The sequence below is a fragment of the Mesorhizobium sp. Root695 genome, from assembly GCF_001428185.1.
Lineage (GTDB): Bacteria > Pseudomonadota > Alphaproteobacteria > Rhizobiales > Rhizobiaceae > Mesorhizobium.
Window position 1 is genome coordinate 51,861 of sequence record NZ_LMHO01000018.1, and the last position, 20,265, is coordinate 72,125.

The 20,265-nt window shown below is 63.3% G+C and carries 19 protein-coding genes; 10 read left to right on the forward strand and 9 right to left on the reverse strand.

The annotated features are described in order from the left end of the window. Window positions 1-131: 131 nt before the first annotated feature. Window positions 132-1,886: an ABC transporter ATP-binding protein gene (locus ASD99_RS17465; protein ID WP_057144397.1), complete on the forward strand. Its 1,755-nt coding sequence runs from the start codon at window positions 132-134 to the stop codon at window positions 1,884-1,886. A gap of 157 nt (window positions 1,887-2,043) precedes the next feature. Here ASD99_RS17465 and ilvD read toward each other — a convergent pair whose 3' ends face one another. Then, window positions 2,044-3,888: a dihydroxy-acid dehydratase gene (gene ilvD / locus ASD99_RS17470; RefSeq protein ID WP_057144398.1), complete on the reverse strand. Its 1,845-nt coding sequence runs from the start codon at window positions 3,886-3,888 to the stop codon at window positions 2,044-2,046. A 271-nt stretch (window positions 3,889-4,159) separates the two neighbouring features. On the opposite strand from ilvD, the gene ASD99_RS17475 reads away from it, so the two are divergent. Beyond that, window positions 4,160-4,627, forward strand: coding sequence for a VOC family protein (locus tag ASD99_RS17475; protein WP_056588203.1), 468 nt, complete (start codon window positions 4,160-4,162; stop codon window positions 4,625-4,627). A gap of 52 nt (window positions 4,628-4,679) precedes the next feature. Here the strand turns inward: ASD99_RS17475 and ASD99_RS17480 are convergent, their stop codons facing one another. The 3 genes from ASD99_RS17480 to ASD99_RS17490 form a co-directional block, all read right to left on the reverse strand. Next, complete coding sequence (locus ASD99_RS17480) at window positions 4,680-6,272, reverse strand: peptide chain release factor 3 (protein ID WP_056588205.1); 1,593 nt, start codon at window positions 6,270-6,272, stop codon at window positions 4,680-4,682. Between the two features lie 449 nt (window positions 6,273-6,721). Further along, a complete protein-coding gene (locus ASD99_RS17485) occupies window positions 6,722-7,255 on the reverse strand; it encodes a hypothetical protein (RefSeq protein WP_156389010.1) in 534 nt (177 codons plus the stop codon). Between the two features lie 15 nt (window positions 7,256-7,270). Beyond that, complete coding sequence (locus ASD99_RS17490) at window positions 7,271-7,552, reverse strand: DUF4242 domain-containing protein (RefSeq protein ID WP_056588210.1); 282 nt, start codon at window positions 7,550-7,552, stop codon at window positions 7,271-7,273. A 202-nt stretch (window positions 7,553-7,754) separates the two neighbouring features. On the opposite strand from ASD99_RS17490, the gene ASD99_RS17495 reads away from it, so the two are divergent. Together ASD99_RS17495 and ASD99_RS17500 are read left to right on the forward strand one after the other, a co-directional pair. Beyond that, a complete protein-coding gene (locus ASD99_RS17495) occupies window positions 7,755-9,569 on the forward strand; it encodes a winged helix-turn-helix domain-containing protein (protein WP_057144400.1) in 1,815 nt (604 codons plus the stop codon). Window positions 9,570-9,694: 125 nt separating this feature from the next. Beyond that, the gene (locus ASD99_RS17500; protein WP_057144401.1) at window positions 9,695-10,768 is read left to right on the forward strand and encodes an NAD(P)/FAD-dependent oxidoreductase; all 1,074 of its coding nucleotides are present in this window, start codon (window positions 9,695-9,697) and stop codon (window positions 10,766-10,768) included. On the opposite strand, the gene ASD99_RS17505 is transcribed toward ASD99_RS17500, so the two are convergent. From ASD99_RS17505 to ASD99_RS17515, 3 genes are all read right to left on the reverse strand, one after another. After that, window positions 10,762-12,135 carry an amidase gene (locus ASD99_RS17505; RefSeq protein WP_057144402.1) on the reverse strand — a complete coding sequence of 458 codons (1,374 nt, stop codon included), beginning with the start codon at window positions 12,133-12,135 and terminating at the stop codon, window positions 10,762-10,764. The two genes, ASD99_RS17500 and ASD99_RS17505, sit on opposite strands and share 7 nt — an antisense overlap. Before the next feature lie 318 nt (window positions 12,136-12,453). Then, window positions 12,454-13,254 (reverse strand): class II glutamine amidotransferase, encoded by an 801-nt coding sequence (locus ASD99_RS17510; protein ID WP_057144403.1) that lies wholly within the window; start codon window positions 13,252-13,254, stop codon window positions 12,454-12,456. 15 nt (window positions 13,255-13,269) lie between these two features. Continuing rightward, window positions 13,270-13,518 (reverse strand): DUF6356 family protein, encoded by a 249-nt coding sequence (locus tag ASD99_RS17515; RefSeq protein ID WP_056588227.1) that lies wholly within the window; start codon window positions 13,516-13,518, stop codon window positions 13,270-13,272. A 114-nt stretch (window positions 13,519-13,632) separates the two neighbouring features. Here ASD99_RS17515 and ASD99_RS17520 point away from each other — a divergent pair, with 114 nt between their 5' ends. The 5 genes from ASD99_RS17520 (at window position 13,633) to ASD99_RS17540 (ending at window position 17,138) form a co-directional block, all read left to right on the forward strand. Continuing rightward, entirely contained in the window at window positions 13,633-14,103 is a 471-nt protein-coding gene (locus ASD99_RS17520) for an Lrp/AsnC family transcriptional regulator (protein ID WP_056588230.1), read from the forward strand. 78 nt (window positions 14,104-14,181) lie between these two features. Beyond that, window positions 14,182-14,667, forward strand: coding sequence for a dUTP diphosphatase (gene dut, locus ASD99_RS17525; RefSeq protein ID WP_057144404.1), 486 nt, complete (start codon window positions 14,182-14,184; stop codon window positions 14,665-14,667). Then, window positions 14,667-15,329: an HAD family hydrolase gene (locus ASD99_RS17530; protein WP_056588236.1), complete on the forward strand. Its 663-nt coding sequence runs from the start codon at window positions 14,667-14,669 to the stop codon at window positions 15,327-15,329. The genes dut and ASD99_RS17530 overlap by 1 nt, the downstream gene beginning before the upstream one ends. A gap of 70 nt (window positions 15,330-15,399) precedes the next feature. After that, complete coding sequence (locus ASD99_RS17535) at window positions 15,400-16,254, forward strand: hypothetical protein (protein ID WP_057144405.1); 855 nt, start codon at window positions 15,400-15,402, stop codon at window positions 16,252-16,254. 80 nt (window positions 16,255-16,334) lie between these two features. Then, window positions 16,335-17,138 (forward strand): isocitrate lyase/PEP mutase family protein, encoded by an 804-nt coding sequence (locus ASD99_RS17540; protein ID WP_057144406.1) that lies wholly within the window; start codon window positions 16,335-16,337, stop codon window positions 17,136-17,138. A 9-nt stretch (window positions 17,139-17,147) separates the two neighbouring features. On the opposite strand, the gene ASD99_RS17545 is transcribed toward ASD99_RS17540, so the two are convergent. Together ASD99_RS17545 and ASD99_RS17550 are read right to left on the reverse strand one after the other, a co-directional pair. Continuing rightward, entirely contained in the window at window positions 17,148-17,846 is a 699-nt protein-coding gene (locus ASD99_RS17545; protein ID WP_057144407.1) for a sulfate transporter family protein, read from the reverse strand. A gap of 89 nt (window positions 17,847-17,935) precedes the next feature. Continuing rightward, window positions 17,936-18,868, reverse strand: coding sequence for a DMT family transporter (locus ASD99_RS17550; protein ID WP_057144409.1), 933 nt, complete (start codon window positions 18,866-18,868; stop codon window positions 17,936-17,938). A 285-nt stretch (window positions 18,869-19,153) separates the two neighbouring features. Here ASD99_RS17550 and ASD99_RS17555 point away from each other — a divergent pair, with 285 nt between their 5' ends. Then, complete coding sequence (locus tag ASD99_RS17555) at window positions 19,154-20,146, forward strand: adenosine kinase (RefSeq protein ID WP_056588249.1); 993 nt, start codon at window positions 19,154-19,156, stop codon at window positions 20,144-20,146. The last annotated feature ends 119 nt before the right edge of the window (window positions 20,147-20,265 follow it).

A 20,265-nucleotide genomic window follows, 5' to 3' on the forward strand; every position in this document is an offset into this window, starting at 1 on the left:
GAAGCTGAAAATCGCATCCTGTCGATGCCGCTTGCAACAGCGGTTTGTCCGCAGCGGCCGCGGATGGTTCCATCCGGCCGCAACTCCCTCTATAAGCCGGCTTCGTTGTCCCGGCTTCAAGGATCCGCCGTTTGTTTCGTTTCTTCCGCTCGACGGAAAACCAGCGGCTCGTTGCGAGGCTGCTCCGGGAATCCTTTTACCAGCACAGGTTTGGCTACGGCGCCGCGATCTTGTCGATGCTTGTGGTGGCCGCCACGACCGGCGCCAGCGCCTGGATCCTCAAAGAGATCACCGACGAATTCGTGGTCTTCAAGCGGATGGACCGCGTCAACCTGATTGCGGCGGGGGTCGCCACGATCTTCATCCTCAAGGGCCTCGCCAACTTCATCCAGGCCTATTTCATGAGCCGGGTCGGCAACGCCATCGTCGCCGACCGTCAGCGCAAGATCTACGACCGCATCCTGGCGCAAGGCATCGAATTCTACCATTCGACCTCGTCGTCCGACCTGATCACCCGCATGACCAACAATGCGCAGGCGGCGCGCAACGTGCTCGACCTCGTTGTCACGTCCTATGTGCGCGACCTGGTATCGCTGGTTGTCCTGGTAGGGGTCATGGTCTGGCAGCAGCCAGCACTGTCTCTAATCTGCTTCGTGGTCGGCCCCTTGGCTATCTACGGGGTCAACCGCATCCTGAAACGTGTTCGCAAGTTCGCGGCGATGGAGTTTCGCTCGGTCGGCCAGATCGTGCAGGTGATGCAGGAAACGGCAATCGGCGTCCGCGTCGTCAAATCCTTCAACCTCGAAGGCGCAATGCGCAGCCGCATGTACAAGGCCGTGTCGGACGTCGAGAGCCGGGCCAATAACATCGCGACGCTTGAGGCTGCGACAAGCCCGGTGATGGAGACGCTGGCCGGATTGGCGATCGCCGGGGCCATCTTCGTCAGCGGCTTCCTGGTCTTGCAAGGCGGCCAGATGCCGGGAAACATCATGGCCTTCATCGGCGCGCTCCTGTTTGCCTATGAGCCGGCAAAGCGCCTTGCGCGCGTGCGCATCTCACTGGAAAGCGGCATTGTCGGCGTGCGCATGATGTTCGAGCTCGCCGACCAGCCGCTGACTCTGGTCGAGAAGCCGGACGCGAAGCCGCTTCTGGGCGGACCGGGCGAGATCCGGTTCGACGCCGTCGAGTTCGCCTATCAGAATGGGCCGCCGGTGCTGGACAGGTTCGACCTCACCCTTGCGCCCGGCAAGATGACGGCGCTGGTCGGGCCTTCCGGCGGCGGCAAGTCGACGATTCTAAACCTGATCATGCGCATGTACGACCCGAAGAGCGGCAAGGTACTGTTCGATGGCCAGGATATTTCCCATGCGACGCTCGCATCGGTGCGGGAAAAGATTGCCTATGTCAGCCAGGATACGTTCCTGTTTGCCGGCACCATCATGCACAACATCCGGCTTGGGCGCGAGGGCGCGACCGACGAAGAGGTGATCGCCGCTGCCAAGGCGGCCAACGCGCATGACTTCATCAGCGCGCAGGCGAAAGGCTACGAGACGGATGTCGGCGAGAATGGCGGCCTGCTGTCGGGCGGCCAGCGCCAACGGATCTCGATCGCACGCGCCATGCTGCGCAATGCCGAGATCCTGCTGCTGGACGAAGCGACCAGCGCGCTCGACGCCGAATCGGAAGCGCTGTTCCGCGACGCGCTGCAGCAGCTGACGGAAGGCCGCACCACGATCGTCATCGCGCACCGTCTGTCGACCGTGCACCAGGCCGACACGATCGTGGTGCTCGAAGCCGGCAGAGTGGTGGAAAGCGGCCCGCACAAGGCATTGCTCAAGCAGGGCGGGCTTTACCAGAAGCTTTATGAGTATCAGTTGATGCCGTGAGGGTGTTCCGGATGTTGGCGCCATGCGCCCTCATCCGGCCCTTCTGGCAACCTATTCCCCGAGGGGAGAAGAGATCGTCAACGCCGGCGCCTGCCTCTTCTCCCCAGCGGGGAGAAGGCCCGCGTAGCGGCCGGATGAGAAGGCCTGGGCGCGAACCTTACTCCGGGACGAACCTGACCGCGCCCTTGGCCGCGCTGGTGGCCATGGCGGCATAGGCGCGCAAAGCGGTCGTCACCTTGCGCTTGCGCTTTTCCTCGGGCTTCCAGGCCAGGGCGCCCTTTGCCTCCATCGCCGCCCGGCGCGCAGCGAGTTCCGCATTATCGACAGCAAGGCGGATGCTGCGGTTCGGGATGTCGATCTCGATAGTGTCGCCCTCCTGCACCAGCCCGATAAGTCCGCCTTCGGCGGCTTCAGGCGACGCATGGCCGATCGACAGGCCCGACGTGCCGCCGGAGAAGCGGCCGTCGGTGACCAGTGCGCAGGCCTTGCCCAGCCCTTTCGACTTCAGATAGCTGGTCGGATAGAGCATTTCCTGCATGCCGGGGCCGCCGCGCGGCCCCTCATAGCGGATGACGACGACATCGCCGGCCTTGATCTCGTTCGACAGGATCGCCTTGACGCTCGAATCCTGGCTTTCGAACACGCGGGCCGGGCCGGTGAATTTCAGGATCGACTCGTCGACGCCAGCTGTCTTCACAATGCAGCCGTCGAGCGCCAGATTGCCTTTCAGCACGGCAAGGCCGCCATCCTTGGAGAAAGGATGCTCGGCCGAACGGATAACGCCTTTCTCGCGGTCGAGATCGAGCTCGTCCCAGCGACGGTCCTGGCTGAAGGCGACCTGCGTCGGCACCCCGCCAGGGGCGGCGAGGAAGAAATCGCGCACGCTCTGGCTGGTCGAGCGCGAAATATCCCAATGGTCGAGCGCTTCGCCGAGCGTTGAGGTATGGACCGTCGGAAGGTCGCGGTTGATCAGGCCGGCATTGTCGAGCTGGCCGAGGATCGCCATGATGCCGCCGGCGCGGTGGACGTCTTCCATGTGCACGTCGGACTTGGCGGGAGCAACCTTGCACAGCACGGGCACCTTGCGCGACAGCGCGTCGATGTCATCCTGGTCGAAATCGATTTCGCCCTCATGGGCGGCGGCCAGGATGTGTAGCACCGTGTTGGTCGAGCCGCCCATGGCGATGTCGAGTGTCATGGCGTTTTCGAAAGCGCCCTTCGAGGCGATGTTGCGCGGCAGAGCGGTTTCGTCGTCCTGCTCGTAGTAGCGCTGGGCGAGATCGACGATCAGATGGCCGGCCTCGACGAACAGCCGCTTGCGATCGGCATGGGTGGCCAGCGTCGAGCCGTTGCCGGGCAGCGAAAGCCCCAGCGCCTCGGTCAGGCAATTCATCGAATTGGCGGTGAACATGCCCGAGCAGGAGCCGCAGGTCGGACAGGCCGAACGCTCGATGACCTTGACGTCCTCGTCGGAGATCTTGTCGTCAGCGGCCGCGACCATGGCGTCGACCAAATCGAGCGCCTGCGTCTTGCCGGCAAGCACCACCTTGCCCGCTTCCATCGGACCGCCGGAAACAAAGACGGTCGGAATGTTGAGGCGCAAGCTGGCCATCAGCATGCCGGGGGTGATCTTGTCGCAATTGGAGATGCAGACCATGGCGTCGGCGCAGTGGGCGTTGACCATGTATTCGACCGAGTCGGCGATCAGCTCGCGCGACGGCAGCGAATAGAGCATGCCGTCATGGCCCATGGCGATGCCGTCATCGACGGCGATGGTGTTGAATTCCTTGGCGACGCCGCCGGCCTTCTCGATCTCGCGCGCGACCAACTGGCCGAGATCCTTGAGATGGACGTGGCCCGGCACGAACTGTGTGAAGGAATTGACCACCGCGATGATCGGCTTGCCGAAATCGCTGTCTTTCATGCCGGTGGCGCGCCAGAGGCCGCGAGCGCCGGCCATGTTGCGGCCATGGGTGGTGGTGCGGGAGCGATAGGCAGGCATGTTTTTTCCTTGGTGGCTGGCCGCAGCCCAGGAATGGCGCGGCAGAGCTGAATTCGGACCGCAGGCGTTATAGACGCGCAAGCCCGGTCTGGCCACAATTTTGCAATGCGCCAGATTTGCCGCAAAAAGTTGGATTTTCCGAAAAAATCGCGCGCCACTGTCGGATTGGGTGCCGCACGGCCGTCCTTGGGCAAACGGCATGGAAATGGCACCATTCCCGGAGCCAGCCGTTTCAACGTAACAGCAACCGAAACAGCCCGAGGAGCACGACATGCAAAAGATCACCACCTGCCTGTGGTTCGATGGACAGGCCGAGGAGGCGATGAACCATTACGTATCCATCTTCAAGAACTCGAAGGTACTGAGCGTGATGCGTTGGCCCAAGGGCCACGCCGATGAAGGCAAAGTGCTGCTGACCTCGTTCGAACTCGACGGCGTGCCGTTCCAGGCGCTCAATGGTGGGCCGAACTTCAAGTTCAACGAGGCGATGTCGCAGTCGATCGACTGCAAGACGCAGGAAGAGGTCGATTATTTCTGGGAGAAGCTCACGGAGGGCGGCGAGCCCGGCGTCTGCAGCTGGCTGAAAGACAAGTTCGGCGTCTCCTGGCAGGTCGTGCCGGAGCAATTGCCGAGGTTGCTTCTGGATCCGGACAGGGCCAAGGCCGGCCGGGTCATGTCGGCGATGATGCAGATGGGCAAGATCGACATTGCCAAGATCGAAGAAGCGGCGAAGGGGTGAGAAGCGATCTTCCCTTCTCCCCTTGTTGTGGGAGAAGGGAAGGCAGCGGCGCTCACGCCGCTCTGTCGCGGACCTGATAGTCCTTGATCGTGGCAAACTTGATCGCCTTCCAGCGTTCCGCTTCGTAATTCAGCGAAAAGGCGTGCTGGGCCAGAAACACCGGGTCGTTGTCGAGGTCGCGGGCGATGTCGCCGCGATGCGCCTCGATGAAGCGCAGCACTTCGGCCTTGTCGTCGGCCGAGATCCAGCGGCAAACTGAAAACCGCGACATCTCGAATTCGACCGGCAGCGTGTATTCGAAGTTCAGCCGCTCCTTCAAGACATCGAGCTGCAGCGCGCCTACGACGCCGACGATGGCCGGTGAACCGTCCTCCGGCGAAAACAGCTGCACGACGCCTTCCTCGGCCATCTGATGCAGTGCCTCCTTGAGTTTTTTCGCCTTCATCGCGTCGCCGAGGCGCACACGACGGAGGATTTCCGGGGCGAAATTCGGCACGCCCCTGAAAAGAATTTCCTCACCCTCGGTCAGCGTATCGCCGATGCGCAGCGTGCCGTGGTTGGGGATGCCGACGACGTCGCCGGCGAAGGCCTCGTCTGCGGTGACGCGGGTGCGGGCAAAGAAGAATTGCGGCGCCGACAGCGACATCGGTTTCCCCGTGCGCACCAGCTTGGCCTTCATGCCGCGCTCGAGCTTGCCCGAGCAGACACGGACGAAGGCGATGCGGTCGCGGTGGTTGGGGTCCATGTTGGCCTGGATCTTGAAGACGAACGACGTCATCTTCTCCTCGGTCGCCTCGACCTTGCGGGTATCAGCCTCCTGCGCGCGCGGCGGCGGCCCGTAGGCGCCGAGCGCTTCGATCAGATCGCGGACGCCATAGTTGCGCAGCGCCGAGCCAAAATAGACCGGCGTCAGATGGCCTTCGCGGAAGGCGTCGATGTCGAGCGGACGGCAGGCTTCGCGCGCCAGTTCCAACTCCTCAATGAAGGCCTCGCGCTCGTTTTCCGGCAACAGCCCGGCGACGCGGTTGGAATCGGGACCGTTGACCGGGGTGCGCTCCTTTTCATCGTCGCCCTTGCGCACGGCGTTCAGCGCAAGGTGATAGGTCCCGGAGAACGTCTTGCCGCGGCCGATCGGCCAGGTGATGGGCGCTGTGTCCAGCGCCAGCTTCTGCTCGATCTCGTCGAGAATCTCGAACGGGTCGCGGCTTTCGCGGTCCATCTTGTTGACGAAGGTGATGATCGGAATGTCGCGCAGCCGGCAGACCTCGAACAGTTTCAGCGTGCGCGGCTCGATGCCCTTGGCGGCGTCGATGACCATGACGGCCGAGTCGACCGCCGACAGCGTGCGGTAGGTGTCGTCGGCAAAATCCTCGTGGCCGGGCGTGTCGAGCAGGTTGAAGACATTGTTCTCATACTCGAAGGTCATCACCGAAGTGACGACCGAGATGCCGCGCTCGCGCTCGATCTTCATCCAGTCGGATCGCGTCTGGATCTTGTCCTTCTTGGCCTTGACCTCGCCGGCAAGCTGAATGGCGCCGCCGAACAGCAGCAGCTTTTCGGTCAGCGTCGTCTTGCCGGCGTCCGGGTGCGCGATGATCGCGAAGGTGCGGCGGCGCGATACCGCTTGTTCGATGTCTTCTGCCAATTAATGGAATCCTGTCTGTGGCGCGGGCTTCTAGCAGCGCTTTCCCGGCCTGTCGACAGTTTCGGACAGATCGGTGCGACGCGGCCGACGCAAGCGGATGGCTCGCCATTGGGCAAGCGAGCCTTTCTCCTACACACGCGGTCGGCGGCCGTCGGTCCTGCCGAGCCTGGTAACGGACGATATCTCCGAACGCTGGATGCCGACATCGCGTAGCAGATAATCCGGCAAATCGTCCAGCCACGCTCGGTCCCTGCGAACGCGCAGGATGCGCCCGAGGCTGGATCGACCGCGACGATAAATATCCATGGCCGCAGGATAGAAGCGCTCGATTAGGGACGGATCTGCTACCGGATCCAGTCTTGTACGAACAAGCATGGTGACATTTCCTTTTGTTGGATGACGGGAATTGGGAGGGCCATCGCATGACCCTCCCGGGATGCATTGACGCGTCAGGACTGGTCGTGTGCGCCGCTTACATAGGGGTTCCAGTCGGCGAACATGCCTGCTGGATTATGCCGCCAGTGCCAGACGTGAAGCTCGTAATAGGGGTCCACCGGATGGACGCCTACCGTCGTCTTGCGCTGAAGGGTCCGACCGAGGAACTCGGGAATACCCTCGCCCTTCCAATCCTTCTCGAAAACGATGTACTCCATGCCGACCAGTTGCATGGAACCGTCGGTCTCCGGCTCGTAGGTGAGCACATCCGGCTCGCCCAGCACCAGCTTGCCGTCGCCGGCGCGGCCGGGATGGATGAAGTGAACCCCCATCGTGCCGTGCTCGTCATGTGTCGTGCATTCGAAGAGCTGCTGGTAGCCTTCCGCCTTGGCGACCTCGATGTTGATGTACTTGGCCGCCATCTCCCGGGACCGGTTGAGCACCGGATCGGGCGTATCATGGGCATCCGCGGTGCCGCAGGCGAGCGCGGATGCCCAAATGCCGGCCGACAATGCGGTACCGAGAACAAGATTTGCGAAGAGGTTCACGACCCGTCCCTCCCGTCAGGCGCCGGCGTGAGCCGTCGTTGGATCGAACAGGCGCTTCACCTGCGTGATCTTCGTGGCCGGGAAGCCGCTCATTTTGGCATGGCGCTGGATGATCGCCTCGTCCTTGGCGAGATAGACGCAGAACGTCTTGTCGTCGGCGACGAAGGACTCGACCCACTGAATTTCCGGGCCGAGTTCGGCGAGAACGGCGTTCGAGGCCTTGGACGCCTCGCGAAGCTGCTCGCGCTCGAAAGTGCCTACCTTGGGAATTTCCCGCTCGATGATGTACTTTTGCATTTCGTAATCTCCTTGTCTGGGGTTCAAATGCCGCCGGACGGGCGACCATGTCGCTGCCGGTGACATCCCTGGGGTTGCTGCGTTAAAGTGCAACTTGGCTCGCCAGGCAGACGGAGAATGACAGGAGGGGCGGCTGACAGTCCTTACGCCGCTCTTATCTTCTTCTGATCCTTTGCCATTGTCGCTGGAGGGAATTCTGCCGATGGGAGTTTATTGCTTCGGCAATTTCGAGCTGAACGAGAATTCTCGCGGCCTTCGTCTCGCCGATAGGGAGATCGACGTACAACCTCTGGTCTTCGATTTCCTTGCCATCCTTCTGCGTCACAAGGACCGGGCCTTGAGCAAGGAGGAGTTGCTCGAAAAGCTGTGGCCGGGTGTCACAGTGACCGAAGCCTCGCTACAGCGTGTTGCGAGCCTTGCCCGCAGTATTTTGCGCCAAGGCGGCATGGAAACGGCACTGCGCAATCTGCCGCGGTTCGGCTACCGGATCTGCCTCGATCCGCCGACAGTTTCCGATCGGAGCTTGAGCCCAGCCGATCCGGCTGACGCGCCTACGAGCCCGGGATCACAGATCCTGCATGCAAGAAAGGCAGCCACGGCCAGGAAATGGCAGGAAGCCGCAACCTTCTTCGTCGCAGCGGATGCCGCCCAGCAGCTTCTCACCGCCGATCTCGAGGAATGGGCGCTGGCGCTGGAATGTATGGGACGACCGGCTGAAGCCATTCCGCCCCTGACGCGTGCGGTCGCGGCATACAACACAGCCGGACAACGTCTGCGGGCGGCTTCTCCGGCCATCACGCTTTCGAGGATCCACCTTGAGAGAGGGGAGCTCGCGGTGGCCAAAGGCTGGCACAAGCGCGCTGCACAGTTGATCGATACGGCCACCGACAGCAGGGAACACGGCCTCTGGTGCTGGATGGGCGCGCGCATCATGGGAGCGGAAGCTGAGCCAGAGCAGGCGCTGGCGCTGGCCGAGCAGGCCTTCGAAGTTGGCAAACATCTCGAAGATCCTGTCGTTGAATCGCTCGGTCTGATCTATCGCGGCTTCTTCAAGCTTTGCCTTGGCGAAACCAAGTCAGGTGAAGAGGACCAGGGCTTCGCAGCCGCCCTCGGCCTGTCCAGCGACATCGATCCGATCGTTGGCGGTATCCTCTATTGCAACATTCTTTGGGCCTGCCGGACCTTCGGCGACTGGGCGAGAGCCAACCAGTGGACGCTTGGCTATGAGAGCTGGTGTAAGGGACATGGGCTCGAGGACCTGTCGGGCTCGTGCCGGCTGCACCGGGCCGAGGTGCTGGGTGTCCACGGCACGCTGAAGGAGGCCGAGGCGCTGGTGCGCGCCGCGCTTGACCAGCTCGCCCTCGATGCGCCCTGGGCAACGGGCGATGCATTGCGCGTTCTTGGGGACATTCATCTCGCCGCCGGAGATCTCGCCGAGGCAGAAGTGGCCTATCGAGCGTCCCATGCCGCAGGTTGGGATCCACAGCCCGGGCTTGCGCTGCTGCAACTGGAGCAGGGCCAGGCCGAGGCTGCTTTCGCCGCGCTGGAGCGGTCCCTTGTCGGAAATGGCTGGCCGGCACTTCAGCGCAAGGGCCTCGTTCTCGCCACGCTCGCCAAGGTGGCAGCACGGACGGACCGAATGGGGCGCGCCAAGGAGGTTATCGCCGAACTGGAGGGCCAGCCACAGCGCTGGCCGATGGCATCGATCCGCGCGCTGACGGCCGAAGCCAAGGCCGAACTCTTCACACGCGAAGACCGTTTGGCCGACGCTGCCTCCGAACTGCAAGTCGCGTGCTCGCGCTGGGGCGAGATCGGTTCATCAATCAATGCCGCCGACGTCCGCCTGTCGCTCGCGGCGCTGCTTGTCCGCCTCGGCGATCGCACCGGTGCCGAACTGGAGCTAGGCAGCGCATTGGCGGTTGCAGAGAAGGTCGGTTCGTCACGGCTCTTGCGGCGACACCAAGAGCTGAAGGAACGGCTGGCCGACCTGCCGAAAGAACCGCTGGACCACGCATAATTCTTGCGAAGTGGCTCGCCAGGTCCGCCGCAAGCGCCGAAGCGGGAATAAGCTTCACATTCACTTCACTTGAGATCGGACCGAGGCGATGGCATGACGGGACAATTCCGATCAAAGGCCACAGCATGAGCAGTGCGAAAGAAATCATCATCATCGGGGCCGGCATCATCGGCGCCTCCATCGCCTGGCATCTGACCAAGGCCGGGGCGCGGGTGACGGTCGTTTCCGAAAGCGGCTCAGGTGGCGTCGCGACGCCAAATTCGTTCGCCTGGATCAATGCCAGCTGGGGCAATCCGGAACCGTATTTCAGGCTGCGCGCCCGCGCCATGGCCGAATGGACGCGGCTGGCGCGGGACCTACCCGGCGTGCCGCTGAGCTGGTGCGGCGGCCTGTGCTGGGATTTGTCGGTGGCCGACATGGAAACCTATGCCACCGAGCATTCCGCCTGGGGCTATGGCATCGAGCGCGTCGATCGCGTCGGTGCTGCGCGCATCGAGCCCAATCTCGTCGAGCTTCCGGATTTTGCCCTGCATGTGGCCGAGGAAGGCGTCGCCGAACCGGTGACTGCCACTCGTGCTCTGCTGGCAGATGCCGAAGGACGCGGCGCTCGCATCATCTCCAGCACGGTCACGGCGCTGGTTCAAACCGACGGCAACATCACCGGTGTCGACACATCCCAAGGCCTGATTGCATCAGACGAGGTGGTGATCGCGGCCGGCGTCGGTTCGCCGGAGATCGCCGCGACGGCCGGGATCAACTTGCCGATCGAAACACCGCCCGGCCTGATCGTCCATTCGCGGCCTCACAGAAAGCTGCTCAACGGGCTGGTGCTGGCCGAGCGACTGCATATGCGCCAGACCGCGGAAGGCCGCATCATCGCCGGCTCGGATTTTGGCGGCGCCGACCCGGGCATGGATGCCGAAGCCACCGCCCACGCGCTGTTTGCCGCCATGAAAGCCATGCTGCGCGACGGCGACGGACTGGAGCTCGATTTCCACACGGTCGGCTACCGGCCGACGCCGATCGACGGCTTTCCGATCATCGGCCGCGCCGAGGGCGTGGACGGTGTCTATGTCGCGGTCATGCATTCCGGCATCACGCTGGCGCCGGCCGTCGGCCTGTTCGCCGCCCGCGAAATCCTCGACGGAGAGCGCGACCCGCTGCTCGCCCCTTATGGATTGTCGCGCTTCGCTCAATAGGCGGGCGGACGGCGAAAGCCACCGGTCAGTGGTTCGATTGCCCTGGCGATGCCGAGCAGCTGCGCTTCCGACCAGCGTTTCCCGACCAGTTGCAGGCCGACCGGCAGGCCGGCGCTGTCCAGTCCGCACGGCATGGAAAGCGCTGGATGCCCGCTGTAGTTGAACACCGCGCCATAGGCCGGCAGCATCCAGTAGCTCTGCTCCTTGCCGTCGACCTCGATCAGTGCCCCCGGCTCGCAATGCGGGAAGGCCGTGGTCATGGCCACCGGACAGAGCAGCGCATCATGGTTTTCGAAAAACCGGTCCCAGGCGAGAATGGACCTGTCACGGCGGGCGAGTACCTCGAACCAACGCGAGACCGGTGTCGGTTCCTCCAGCGGCTCGGGCTGCGCGGCCTCCAGCATCATGCCGATCAGCGCACCGCCCTGCTCCAGATCGTCGTGCAGATCGAGTTTTGGCAGTTTTGCTTCTTCGATGACGGCGCCGGCGCGTTGCAGCTGCCTTGCGAGATTTTCGACAGCGGCGCTGATGTCGCCGGCCACCGGAAACGCGGGAAAGGACGGCGCGAAGGCGATGCGCAACGTCCTAGGGTCGAGCTTCGGCATGTCCCCGACCGGCACCGGCGCAAGATCGGTGTCGCGCCCGTCCGGCCCAGCGATGATTTGGTAGATCAGCGATAGATCTTCCACACTGCGCGCCAGCGGCCCAAGACAGGACATCAGCCGCACGCTGCGCGCGGCACCGCCGGGATCTGGAAAGGCGCCGGCCAGCGAGACACGATGCTCTGTCGGCTTCAGGCCGTAGACACCGCAAAAGGCGGCCGGCAGGCGAATCGAAGCCTGCATGTCGCTGCCGACATCGAACGGCGTCATTCCCGAGCAAAGTGCAGCCGCAGCGCCGCCGCTGGAACCGCCAACCGTGCGCTGGAGGTTCCAGGGATTGCTGGTACGGCCGAACAGCGGATTGTTCGACTGCCAGTCCGAAAGCATGGTCGCGACATTGGTCTTGGCCATCAGCACACCGCCTGCGGCCCTCAACCGGGTGACGACCGGGCTGTCTTGTCTGGCGACATAGTGGGCAAAAGGCGGGAAGCCGACCGTGGTCTTCACGCCAGCCGTTTCATGGGTGTCCTTTAGTGTGAACGGCACGCCGTGCAGCGGCCCGAGCGCGTCGCCGCGCGTCAGCGCCGCGTCGGCCTTCTCGGCTTGGCTGCGAGCCCCTTCCCTGTCGAGCGAAATGACGGCGTTGACCGCCTGGTTGTGCGCATCGATCTGCCCCAGATGAGCATCGAGTGCTTCGACGGCGGAGATCTTGCAGTCACGGATCGCAGCGGCCAGTTCGAAGGTTGAGGAAAAGACGAACTCCATGATCAGGCTCCGGCTTGGCCGCGCTCGCCCTGGTCAAGATGGCGGACAGCGGTGCGACTTCCAGTCGAGTTGAGCATTCGAGGATTGGCTGCGTTTGATCGAAATTGTGCTGCCGATGTCAGTGGTCTACGGTGCCCCCTCCGGCCTGCCGGCCATCTCCCCCACAAGTGGGGAGATCCGCAGCTTCAGCGCCGCGCTCGGTCTTGCAGCGTTGGATGTTGGCGAAAGCCGCGATAATAGCCAATCTCCCCCCGTGTGCGGGAGATGTCTGGCAGGACAGAGGCGGGCGCTGTCCCGCGGCGTTGCCGCAATTTGCGCTTACCCGACCAGCGCCAGCTTCGCCGCAATCGGAGCAAATGGCCGGATGGCCATGCCATCGCCGGTGATCGTGACGAAACTCGACGGCGGGATCGCCTGCCAGTCGCCGCCCTCGCGGTCGAATGGTTCGGAGACGATGCAGCGGCCGCCACCCTTGCGCAGGACAGAAGTGTAGAGCGTCGGCGCATGAGCGTCGGTGGCATAGCGCACCGCATGCAGCGCCTGCCCGTCGGAGAAGGCGGCGGTGAGTTTCAGCGCCGGCTCGAGGCCGGCGCGGCGCGAGGCTTCGAGCACGCGGCTGGTGGCGCGGGAAACAGCGCCTTGTGGATCGGTGGCCAATCCCTCATCGATCATCAGCAGGAAAAACAGTTCGGAATCGGTGCTGCCTTCGCGCTGGTCGAAGACGGCGTCGGACAGCGAGTTCTCCAGCGCACGGCGGATCTTCTCGAAGCCGCCGATCTGGCCGTTGTGCATGAACGACCAGGCGCTGGAGATGAACGGATGGCAGTTCATGCGACTGGTGGCGCCGCCAGTGGACGCCCGCACATGGGCGAGGAACAGGCCGGATTTGATCTGCCGGCACAGGCTCTTCAGATTGGGATCCGACCAGGCCGGCAGGATATCGCGATAGAGACCCGGCTCCTGGCGATCGCAATACCAGGCAAGGCCAAAACCGTCGCCATTGGTCGGCGACTTCGCTTCCTGGGCGCAATGGCTCTGGGCAATCAGCGAGTGACAGGGCGCGGTGAGGAGGTCTTCGAGAAAGACCGCTTCACCAAGATAGGCCGCCCACCGGCACATCGCTTCTGTCGTCCTCTAGGCGCGATCCATACGAGCCGCAGGCTCCTTGGCCGCGTGTGTGCCTCTGTTGTGCGTCCGCTCGTAGAGTTCGCGAACGATTCGGCTGGCTGTAGTTTCAAACAGAAATGGCAAGAAAGCGTGAACGAGCGCGGCGCCCGCCGCCAGCAACAGCCGCGACGAGAACCAGCCGGCAAAGGCCATATGACTGAGATAGGTTTCGCCGACCTTGGCCGGATGAGAGGTGAAGATCCTTGCGACCGACATGCTGGTCCCCTTCAGCGCTTGAAGTTCCCGATATGAGTATCCTGACATGCTTCGCCGGTTCATCGGTCTCAAAATATCCTTGTAATCGGCCAGGTCATGGGACAAACATCCCACATGGCTCCGCAAATCGACGAAATCGACCGAAAATTACTCACCGAGTTGCAACGCGACGGCACGCTGTCGGTCGACCAGCTGTCGGAACGTGTGGCGCTGTCGCGCAATGCCTGCTGGCGCCGCGTGAAGCGGCTGGAGGAGGATGGCGTCATCACCGGCCGGGTGGCACTGGTCGATGCCGAGAAGCTCGGACTTGGGCTTTCCGTCTTCATCCTGATCCGCACGTCCAACCACGACCCGGAGTGGCTGCAGAAATTCCGGGTGGCGGTGACCGGCTTTCCCGAGATCACCGGTGTCTACCGCATGTCCGGCGACCTCGATTATGTCTTGCGCGCCCGCGTTGCCGACGTGAAGGCCTATGACCGGCTCTACCAGCGGCTGATCGCCAAGGTGGCGCTGTCGGACGTTTCCGCCTCGTTCGTGATGGAGGAGATCAAGGAAACCACGGTCGTTCCGCTGGCCTGGTCATAGTGATGCCTGAAAGAAAGCCGTTGATAGCATTCCGGTCGAGTTGACCGAATCGCCGTTCGCGCCGATAGGATCGATTTTATGCGCGCAGCCCTTCAAACTCCCTCCGTCATCGGTCCGACCGTCGGCTTCGTCAGGTTGCCGCATGGTGAAGGACTTCCCCTTCCTGCCTATGAAAGCACCGGTGCGGCCGGCATGGATCTGCGCGCCGCGGTGCCGGACGACCGGCCGCTGTTGATCCTACCGGGAAAACGCGCTTTGGTGCCGACCGGGCTGATTCTGGAAATTCCCGAAGGCATGGAAGGTCAGGTCCGGCCACGCTCCGGCCTTGCGTTCAAACATGGCCTAACCGTTCTGAACACGCCCGGCACCATCGACAGCGACTATCGCGGCGAAGTGAAGGTGCTGCTGATCAACCTCGGCGACGAGGACTTTGCCGTGACGCGCGGCATGCGCATCGCCCAGATCGTTTTCGCGGCGGCGACGCAAGCGGCGGTGGAAGAGCGCACTTTAGCCGGCGGCACGGCGCGTGGCGCAGGTGGGTTCGGATCGACCGGCACCGCCTGATGTCTGAACTGCCTAAACTTGTCATCTTCGACTGTGACGGTGTCCTGGTCGATACGGAGAACCTGGCCAATCGGCGTCTCGCCGAATGGCTGGCCGCTGCCGGCTATCCGACAAGCTTCGAAAATTGCCGCAAGAATTTTTCCGGCCGCAGCATGGCGTCGGTGCAAAAGGAGATCGAAGAAGAGACCGGCGTCAGGCTTGGCGCCGATTTCGTCGATCGCTGGAATGCCGGCCTGCCGGACCTGTTCGCCCACGGCGTCGAGGCGATCCCCTACGTCCGCGAGTTTGTCGAAGCCGTGCGTTCCGCCGGAATCGCCTATTGCGTCGCCACTTCGGCCCGGGTGTCGAAAATGCACATCACGCTCGGCCAGACCGGGCTGTTGCCGCTGTTCGAGCACGCAATGTTCAGCTCGACCATGGTCGAGCGCGGCAAGCCGTTCCCCGACCTGTTCCTGCATGCGGCCAAGACCATGGGCTTTTCGCCCAGCGAGTGCATCGTCATCGAGGACAGCGTCGCCGGCACGCAGGCCGGCATCGCCGCCAGCATGCGTGTGTTTTCCTATCATGGCGATCCCTATTCCGACCGCGACGGCCTGATCCAGGCCGGCGGCATCCTGTTCGACGACATGCGCGAACTGGCCGGGCTGGTGCCGATTCACTGACCTATCTTCAGCCGCGGCTGTACGCCTCGATTGTCCGTGCTAGCTTGGCGCCGCCAACTCGAGGCCACGCATGAAACCCAGCCTGCTTCGCTTCATCCTCGCCTTGATGCTGCTGCCGTTTTTGTGGGCCGCGGCCGGCGCGCAAGCCGTCAGCTTCCCAGAACTCGGCAGCGCGCTGCCCGGGCGCAAGGATATCACCTATCTCGACCTGGCCAGGATGGTCATTCCCGATCTGACCGCGGACAAGGACGGCTTCTATAGGGGCGGGTTGCCAATCGAGATGCGCCATATCGAAGGACCGGACAGCGGCGGCTCGCCGCCCGAGACGTCGGGCTTTTCCAATGCCGCGGTGCTTGCCATCAAGGCCGGCGGCAAGGACCGGCTGACCATGCTGTTCGACCTCGGCGATTCTCCCGACAGCGCCGAAGGCTATGCGGTGCTGGCGCTCTACGACATCACGGCCAAGCCGAAAGTGCTCGACGCCGTCAATGTCGCAGTCGACCGCGGTACCTATTTCCGCGAGCCGGGCAAGCTTTCCGTCGGCGCCAACGACGACATCCTCGTCACCATGAGCGCGCATTTCAATTCGAGCCAGAACTATGTGATCACGCCGCTGATCATGATCCGCGACGACAAGTTCGAACTGATCGACATGATCTATACGTTCGATGAGAACCTCTGCGCCTACAGCCGCAAACAGGACGTGGCTTTGCAGACCGTCGCCGACGGCCAGCCTTATGCCGCCATCAAGGTGACGGTGACCGACTCCACTGTGCTGAACGGCGAAAGCTGCGACGACGAACCACCCAAGCCCGAGTCTCACGCGATTTCCGTCACCTATCGCTGGGACAAGAAGACATCGCGCTACGCCAAGGATTCCGACGCGCTGGACAAATTGGCAGGAGAGAACGCCAAACGCTTCTGAACCAACCGCATTCGTTTGCCCGGCCAAATGGAGCAGGATAAAATCCGCTTAGCCACACAGCACATGATGGGGGAACTACCATGGACAAGGGCAAGATCTTTCGCGACCTGCATGCCTCAACCTTCGTCATGCCCAATCCCTGGGATATCGGCACGACGAAGCTGTTGGGCTCGTTCGGCTTCACCGCGCTGGCGACGACCAGCGCCGGCTTTGCCTTTTCACGCGGCCTGCCGGATGGCGACGTGACCTTCGACCAGATGATCCACCATTGCCGCGAAGTGACGGCGGCGACCAGCCTGCCAGTCTCCGCCGACCTCGAGAAGGGCAAGGGCGACAGCGCGGAGCAGGCCGCCGAAACCATCTTCGCGGCCGAAGCAGCCGGTCTTGCCGGCTGCTCGATCGAAGACCACACCGGCGACCCGGACAAGCCGATCTATGATTTTGCGCACGCCGTCGAGCGCGTTGCGGCAGCCGTGGAGGCGGCGCGCGCGCTCAAACGGGATTTCGTCTTCACCGCACGCGCCGAGAATTTTTTGTGGGGCAAACACGACCTCGACGACACCATCGAGCGGCTGCAGGCCTTCGAGAAGGCCGGTGCCGACGTGCTCTATGCGCCAGGCATTGGCGACGTCGAGATGATCCGCACGCTCTGCTCGGCGGTCAGCAAGCCGGTCAACGTCATGGCGAGGCCCGGCTTCACCATCGCCGACCTTGCCATGGCCGGTGTCAAGCGCATCTCGCTCGGGCCGTGGCTGACCAATTTCGCCTATGGCATGCTGGAAACGGCGGCACGCGAGATCCAGCAGGACGGCACCTTCGGCTTCACCCGCGCCGCCATGCCGTTCGGCAAATTGCAAGCGCTTTTCGCTAAACCCGTCGCGTGACGCTTGCGGTCACTGGCGGCTTGCGCGGGCCGAAATCGCCTTGTGTAGATGCACCATCATGGCGGCGGCGAACAGCGGCGTCACCAGATTGAGCAGCGGCACGGCGAGGAAGGCTGATATGACCAGCCCGGCGAGAAACACCGTGCCGGCATAGTGCCTGCGCAAGGCCCTGGCCTCTTCTTCCCCGCGAAAGCGCATGGCGGCGAATTCGAAGAACTCGCGCCCGAGCAGATAGCCGTTGACGATGAAGAAGGCGGCGATGTTGACGCCCGGCACCAGCAGAAGCAGCAGGGCGACGATGTTGCCAAGAATGACGACGCCGAGAAATCGCATCGACAGCACCAGCGAGCGCAGCGCCGGCATGGCGCGGCCGGATGGATCGCCGGGATAGTCGGTGCGCTCGACCACCTCGGCGATGTCGTCGAGGAACAGGCCGGCTAAAACAGCCGTCACCGGCGCAATGAGCAGTGCCATGCCGAAGGCAAGCGCAATGGCAGCGACGATGCCGCCCAGCCACCCGGCCCAGGATGGCATGCCGGGCAACAGCGTCTGTAGCCAAGGCAGCGCCAGCCACTCGACAAGGCTGGTCAGACCGAACCACAAGGCCAGCAGCGCCAGCACGGTCAAGCCCAGCGTCTTGATGAACACGGCACGAAACTGAGGCGAGAGCAGCTCAAGAGCCGCGGTGCGGGCAGCGTCGAAAATCACCGTGCTTCAACCCCAGGTCAACGGACGCCGCCGAAAAGGCGGACGCTTCCGAGATAGGCAGCCGAGGTCGCGAGCACAAGCGCGGACACCTATCGGGCAAGCGCCGCCTTGCGAACCGGGACGGTCATGGCTGCAACTCCGACCACGACAAACGCCATGCCAAGCCACGCCGTCGAACCGAGGCTTTCGCCAAGGAAGACGGCGCCGATGCCGACGCCGATCGGCACGCGCAGATAGGCTTGCGAGGTGGTGCCGACCGAACCAAGCGTATGGATGAGGCGGAAATAGATGACGAAGGCCAGCGCGGTGGAAAACACCGACAGGCCGAGCAAGGCCAGGATCGACGCCGTCGATGGCGCCAGCGTCCACGGCTGGTCGAACACAAGACTGAGCGGCACGAGAATGACGGCGCCGCACAGCATCGAACCCGCGGCCGGCAGCATCGGATCAAGGCCCTTGAAGCCACGGCCGAAAATGGCCGCACCCGCATAGCAGATTGTTGCCGCGACGATTGCCAACTGCGCCCACAGCTCGTGACCAAGGCCACCCAGCGCCTCGGTGCCGATGATGAGGCAGATGCCGGCAATGCCGGCGCCGACGCCAATCAGTTTGCGCAAAGTAACCGGCTCGTGGCGGGTAATGAGCGCGGTCAAAAGGAAGGTGAAGATCGGCGAGGTCGCGTTCAGGATCGTGGCGAGGCCCGCGTCGACCGAGCGTTCGGCCGCGGCGATCAAGGTGAACGGTATGACGCTGTTGAGGCAGGCCTGGAAGGCGAAGCGGCGCCAGCTTGCCGCGTCGCCCGGCATGGCGAGCCCGCGCCAGCGGATGATGGCGAACAGGATGCCACCGGCGATCAGGGTGCGGGCGGCGATGAAGGTGACCGGCGGGATCGTCTCGACGCCCATCTTGATGAAGGTGTAGGAGGCGCCCCAGAGCACCGCCAGCACGGCGAGCAGCGCCAGGTCGGTCGTCATGTCGTTTTTTGCAGGCTCGTTCTTTGTCGATATGCTCTTTGTAGACATTGGGGGCTGACTCGCCTTCGAAACGGGATCGGCTGGCCCAGATTTGTAGGCGATGCGGCGATGAAATGTTTCGGCCACGGTCGAATTGTCATAGCGCCTCGTTGCCGATGAGCAACGCGCACCCTGAATTGAAAAGACCGCGGCGCCACATGCCTCCTCGATGCGGGGATGGTCATCGCCGCCCCACCGGCGATGACAGAAAATCGGTTGCCAATTTTCGGGGGTCATGCTGTAGACCCGCCCGGGCGCGGCAAGAAGCCGGCTCGGTTTTTGGCGGAGACATTGATGCCGAAATATGACGTGCTTTGCATCGGCAATGCCATTGTCGACATCATCGCCCAGTGCGACGAGGAATTCCTCGAGACCAACGGCATCATCAAAGGCGCGATGAACCTCATCGACACTCGACGCGCCGAACTGCTCTACAGCCGCATGGGCCCGGCGATCGAAGCCTCCGGCGGCAGCGCCGGCAACACGGCGGCCGGCGTCGCCAGCTTCGGCGGCCGTGCCGCCTTCTTCGGCAAGGTCTCCAACGATGCGCTGGGCGAAATCTACGCCCACGACATCCGTGCGCAGGGCGTCGCCTTCGACACCAGGCCGCTCAAGGGCGAGCCGCCGACGGCGCGCTCGATGATCTTCGTCACCCCCGACGGCGAGCGCTCGATGAACACCTACCTCGGCGCCTGCGTCGAGCTCGGACCGGAGGATGTCGAAGCCGACAAGGCTTCCGGCGCCAAGGTCACCTATTTCGAAGGTTATCTGTGGGACCCGCCGCGGGCCAAGGAAGCGATCCGACAGACGGCGAAGCTGGCGCACGCGGCAGGCCGCGAAGTGTCCATGACACTGTCGGATTCGTTCTGCGTCGATCGCTACCGCGACGAGTTCCTCGACCTTATGCGCTCGGGCACGGTCGACATCGTCTTTGCCAACAGCCACGAGATCAAGTCGCTCTACCAGACGTCGTCGTTCGACGATGCGCTGGCGCAGATCCGCAAGGATTGCAGGATCGCCGCCGTGACCCGCTCGGAAAAAGGCTCGGTGATCGTGCGCGGCGACGAGACCGTGGTGATCAAGGCGACCGCCATCAAGGAGCTTGTCGACACGACGGGCGCCGGCGATCTCTATGCCGCCGGGTTCCTGCATGGGTACACGCAAGGCCGCGACCTGCAGACCTGCGGCGACCTTGGCTCACTGGCGGCCGGATTGGTGATCCAGCAGATCGGACCCAGGCCGCGGCACAATTTGCACCGCGAGGCTGAGCAGGCGGGGTTGCTTTAGGGACGTCAAGCTGCCGATCTCCCCCTCGTGGGCAGGGCTATCGCATATGAGCGATTGCCTGGATGAGATAGTCGTCATTCCAAGCGCATTTCTTGATGCGGTGGCTGATGGGGACTTTG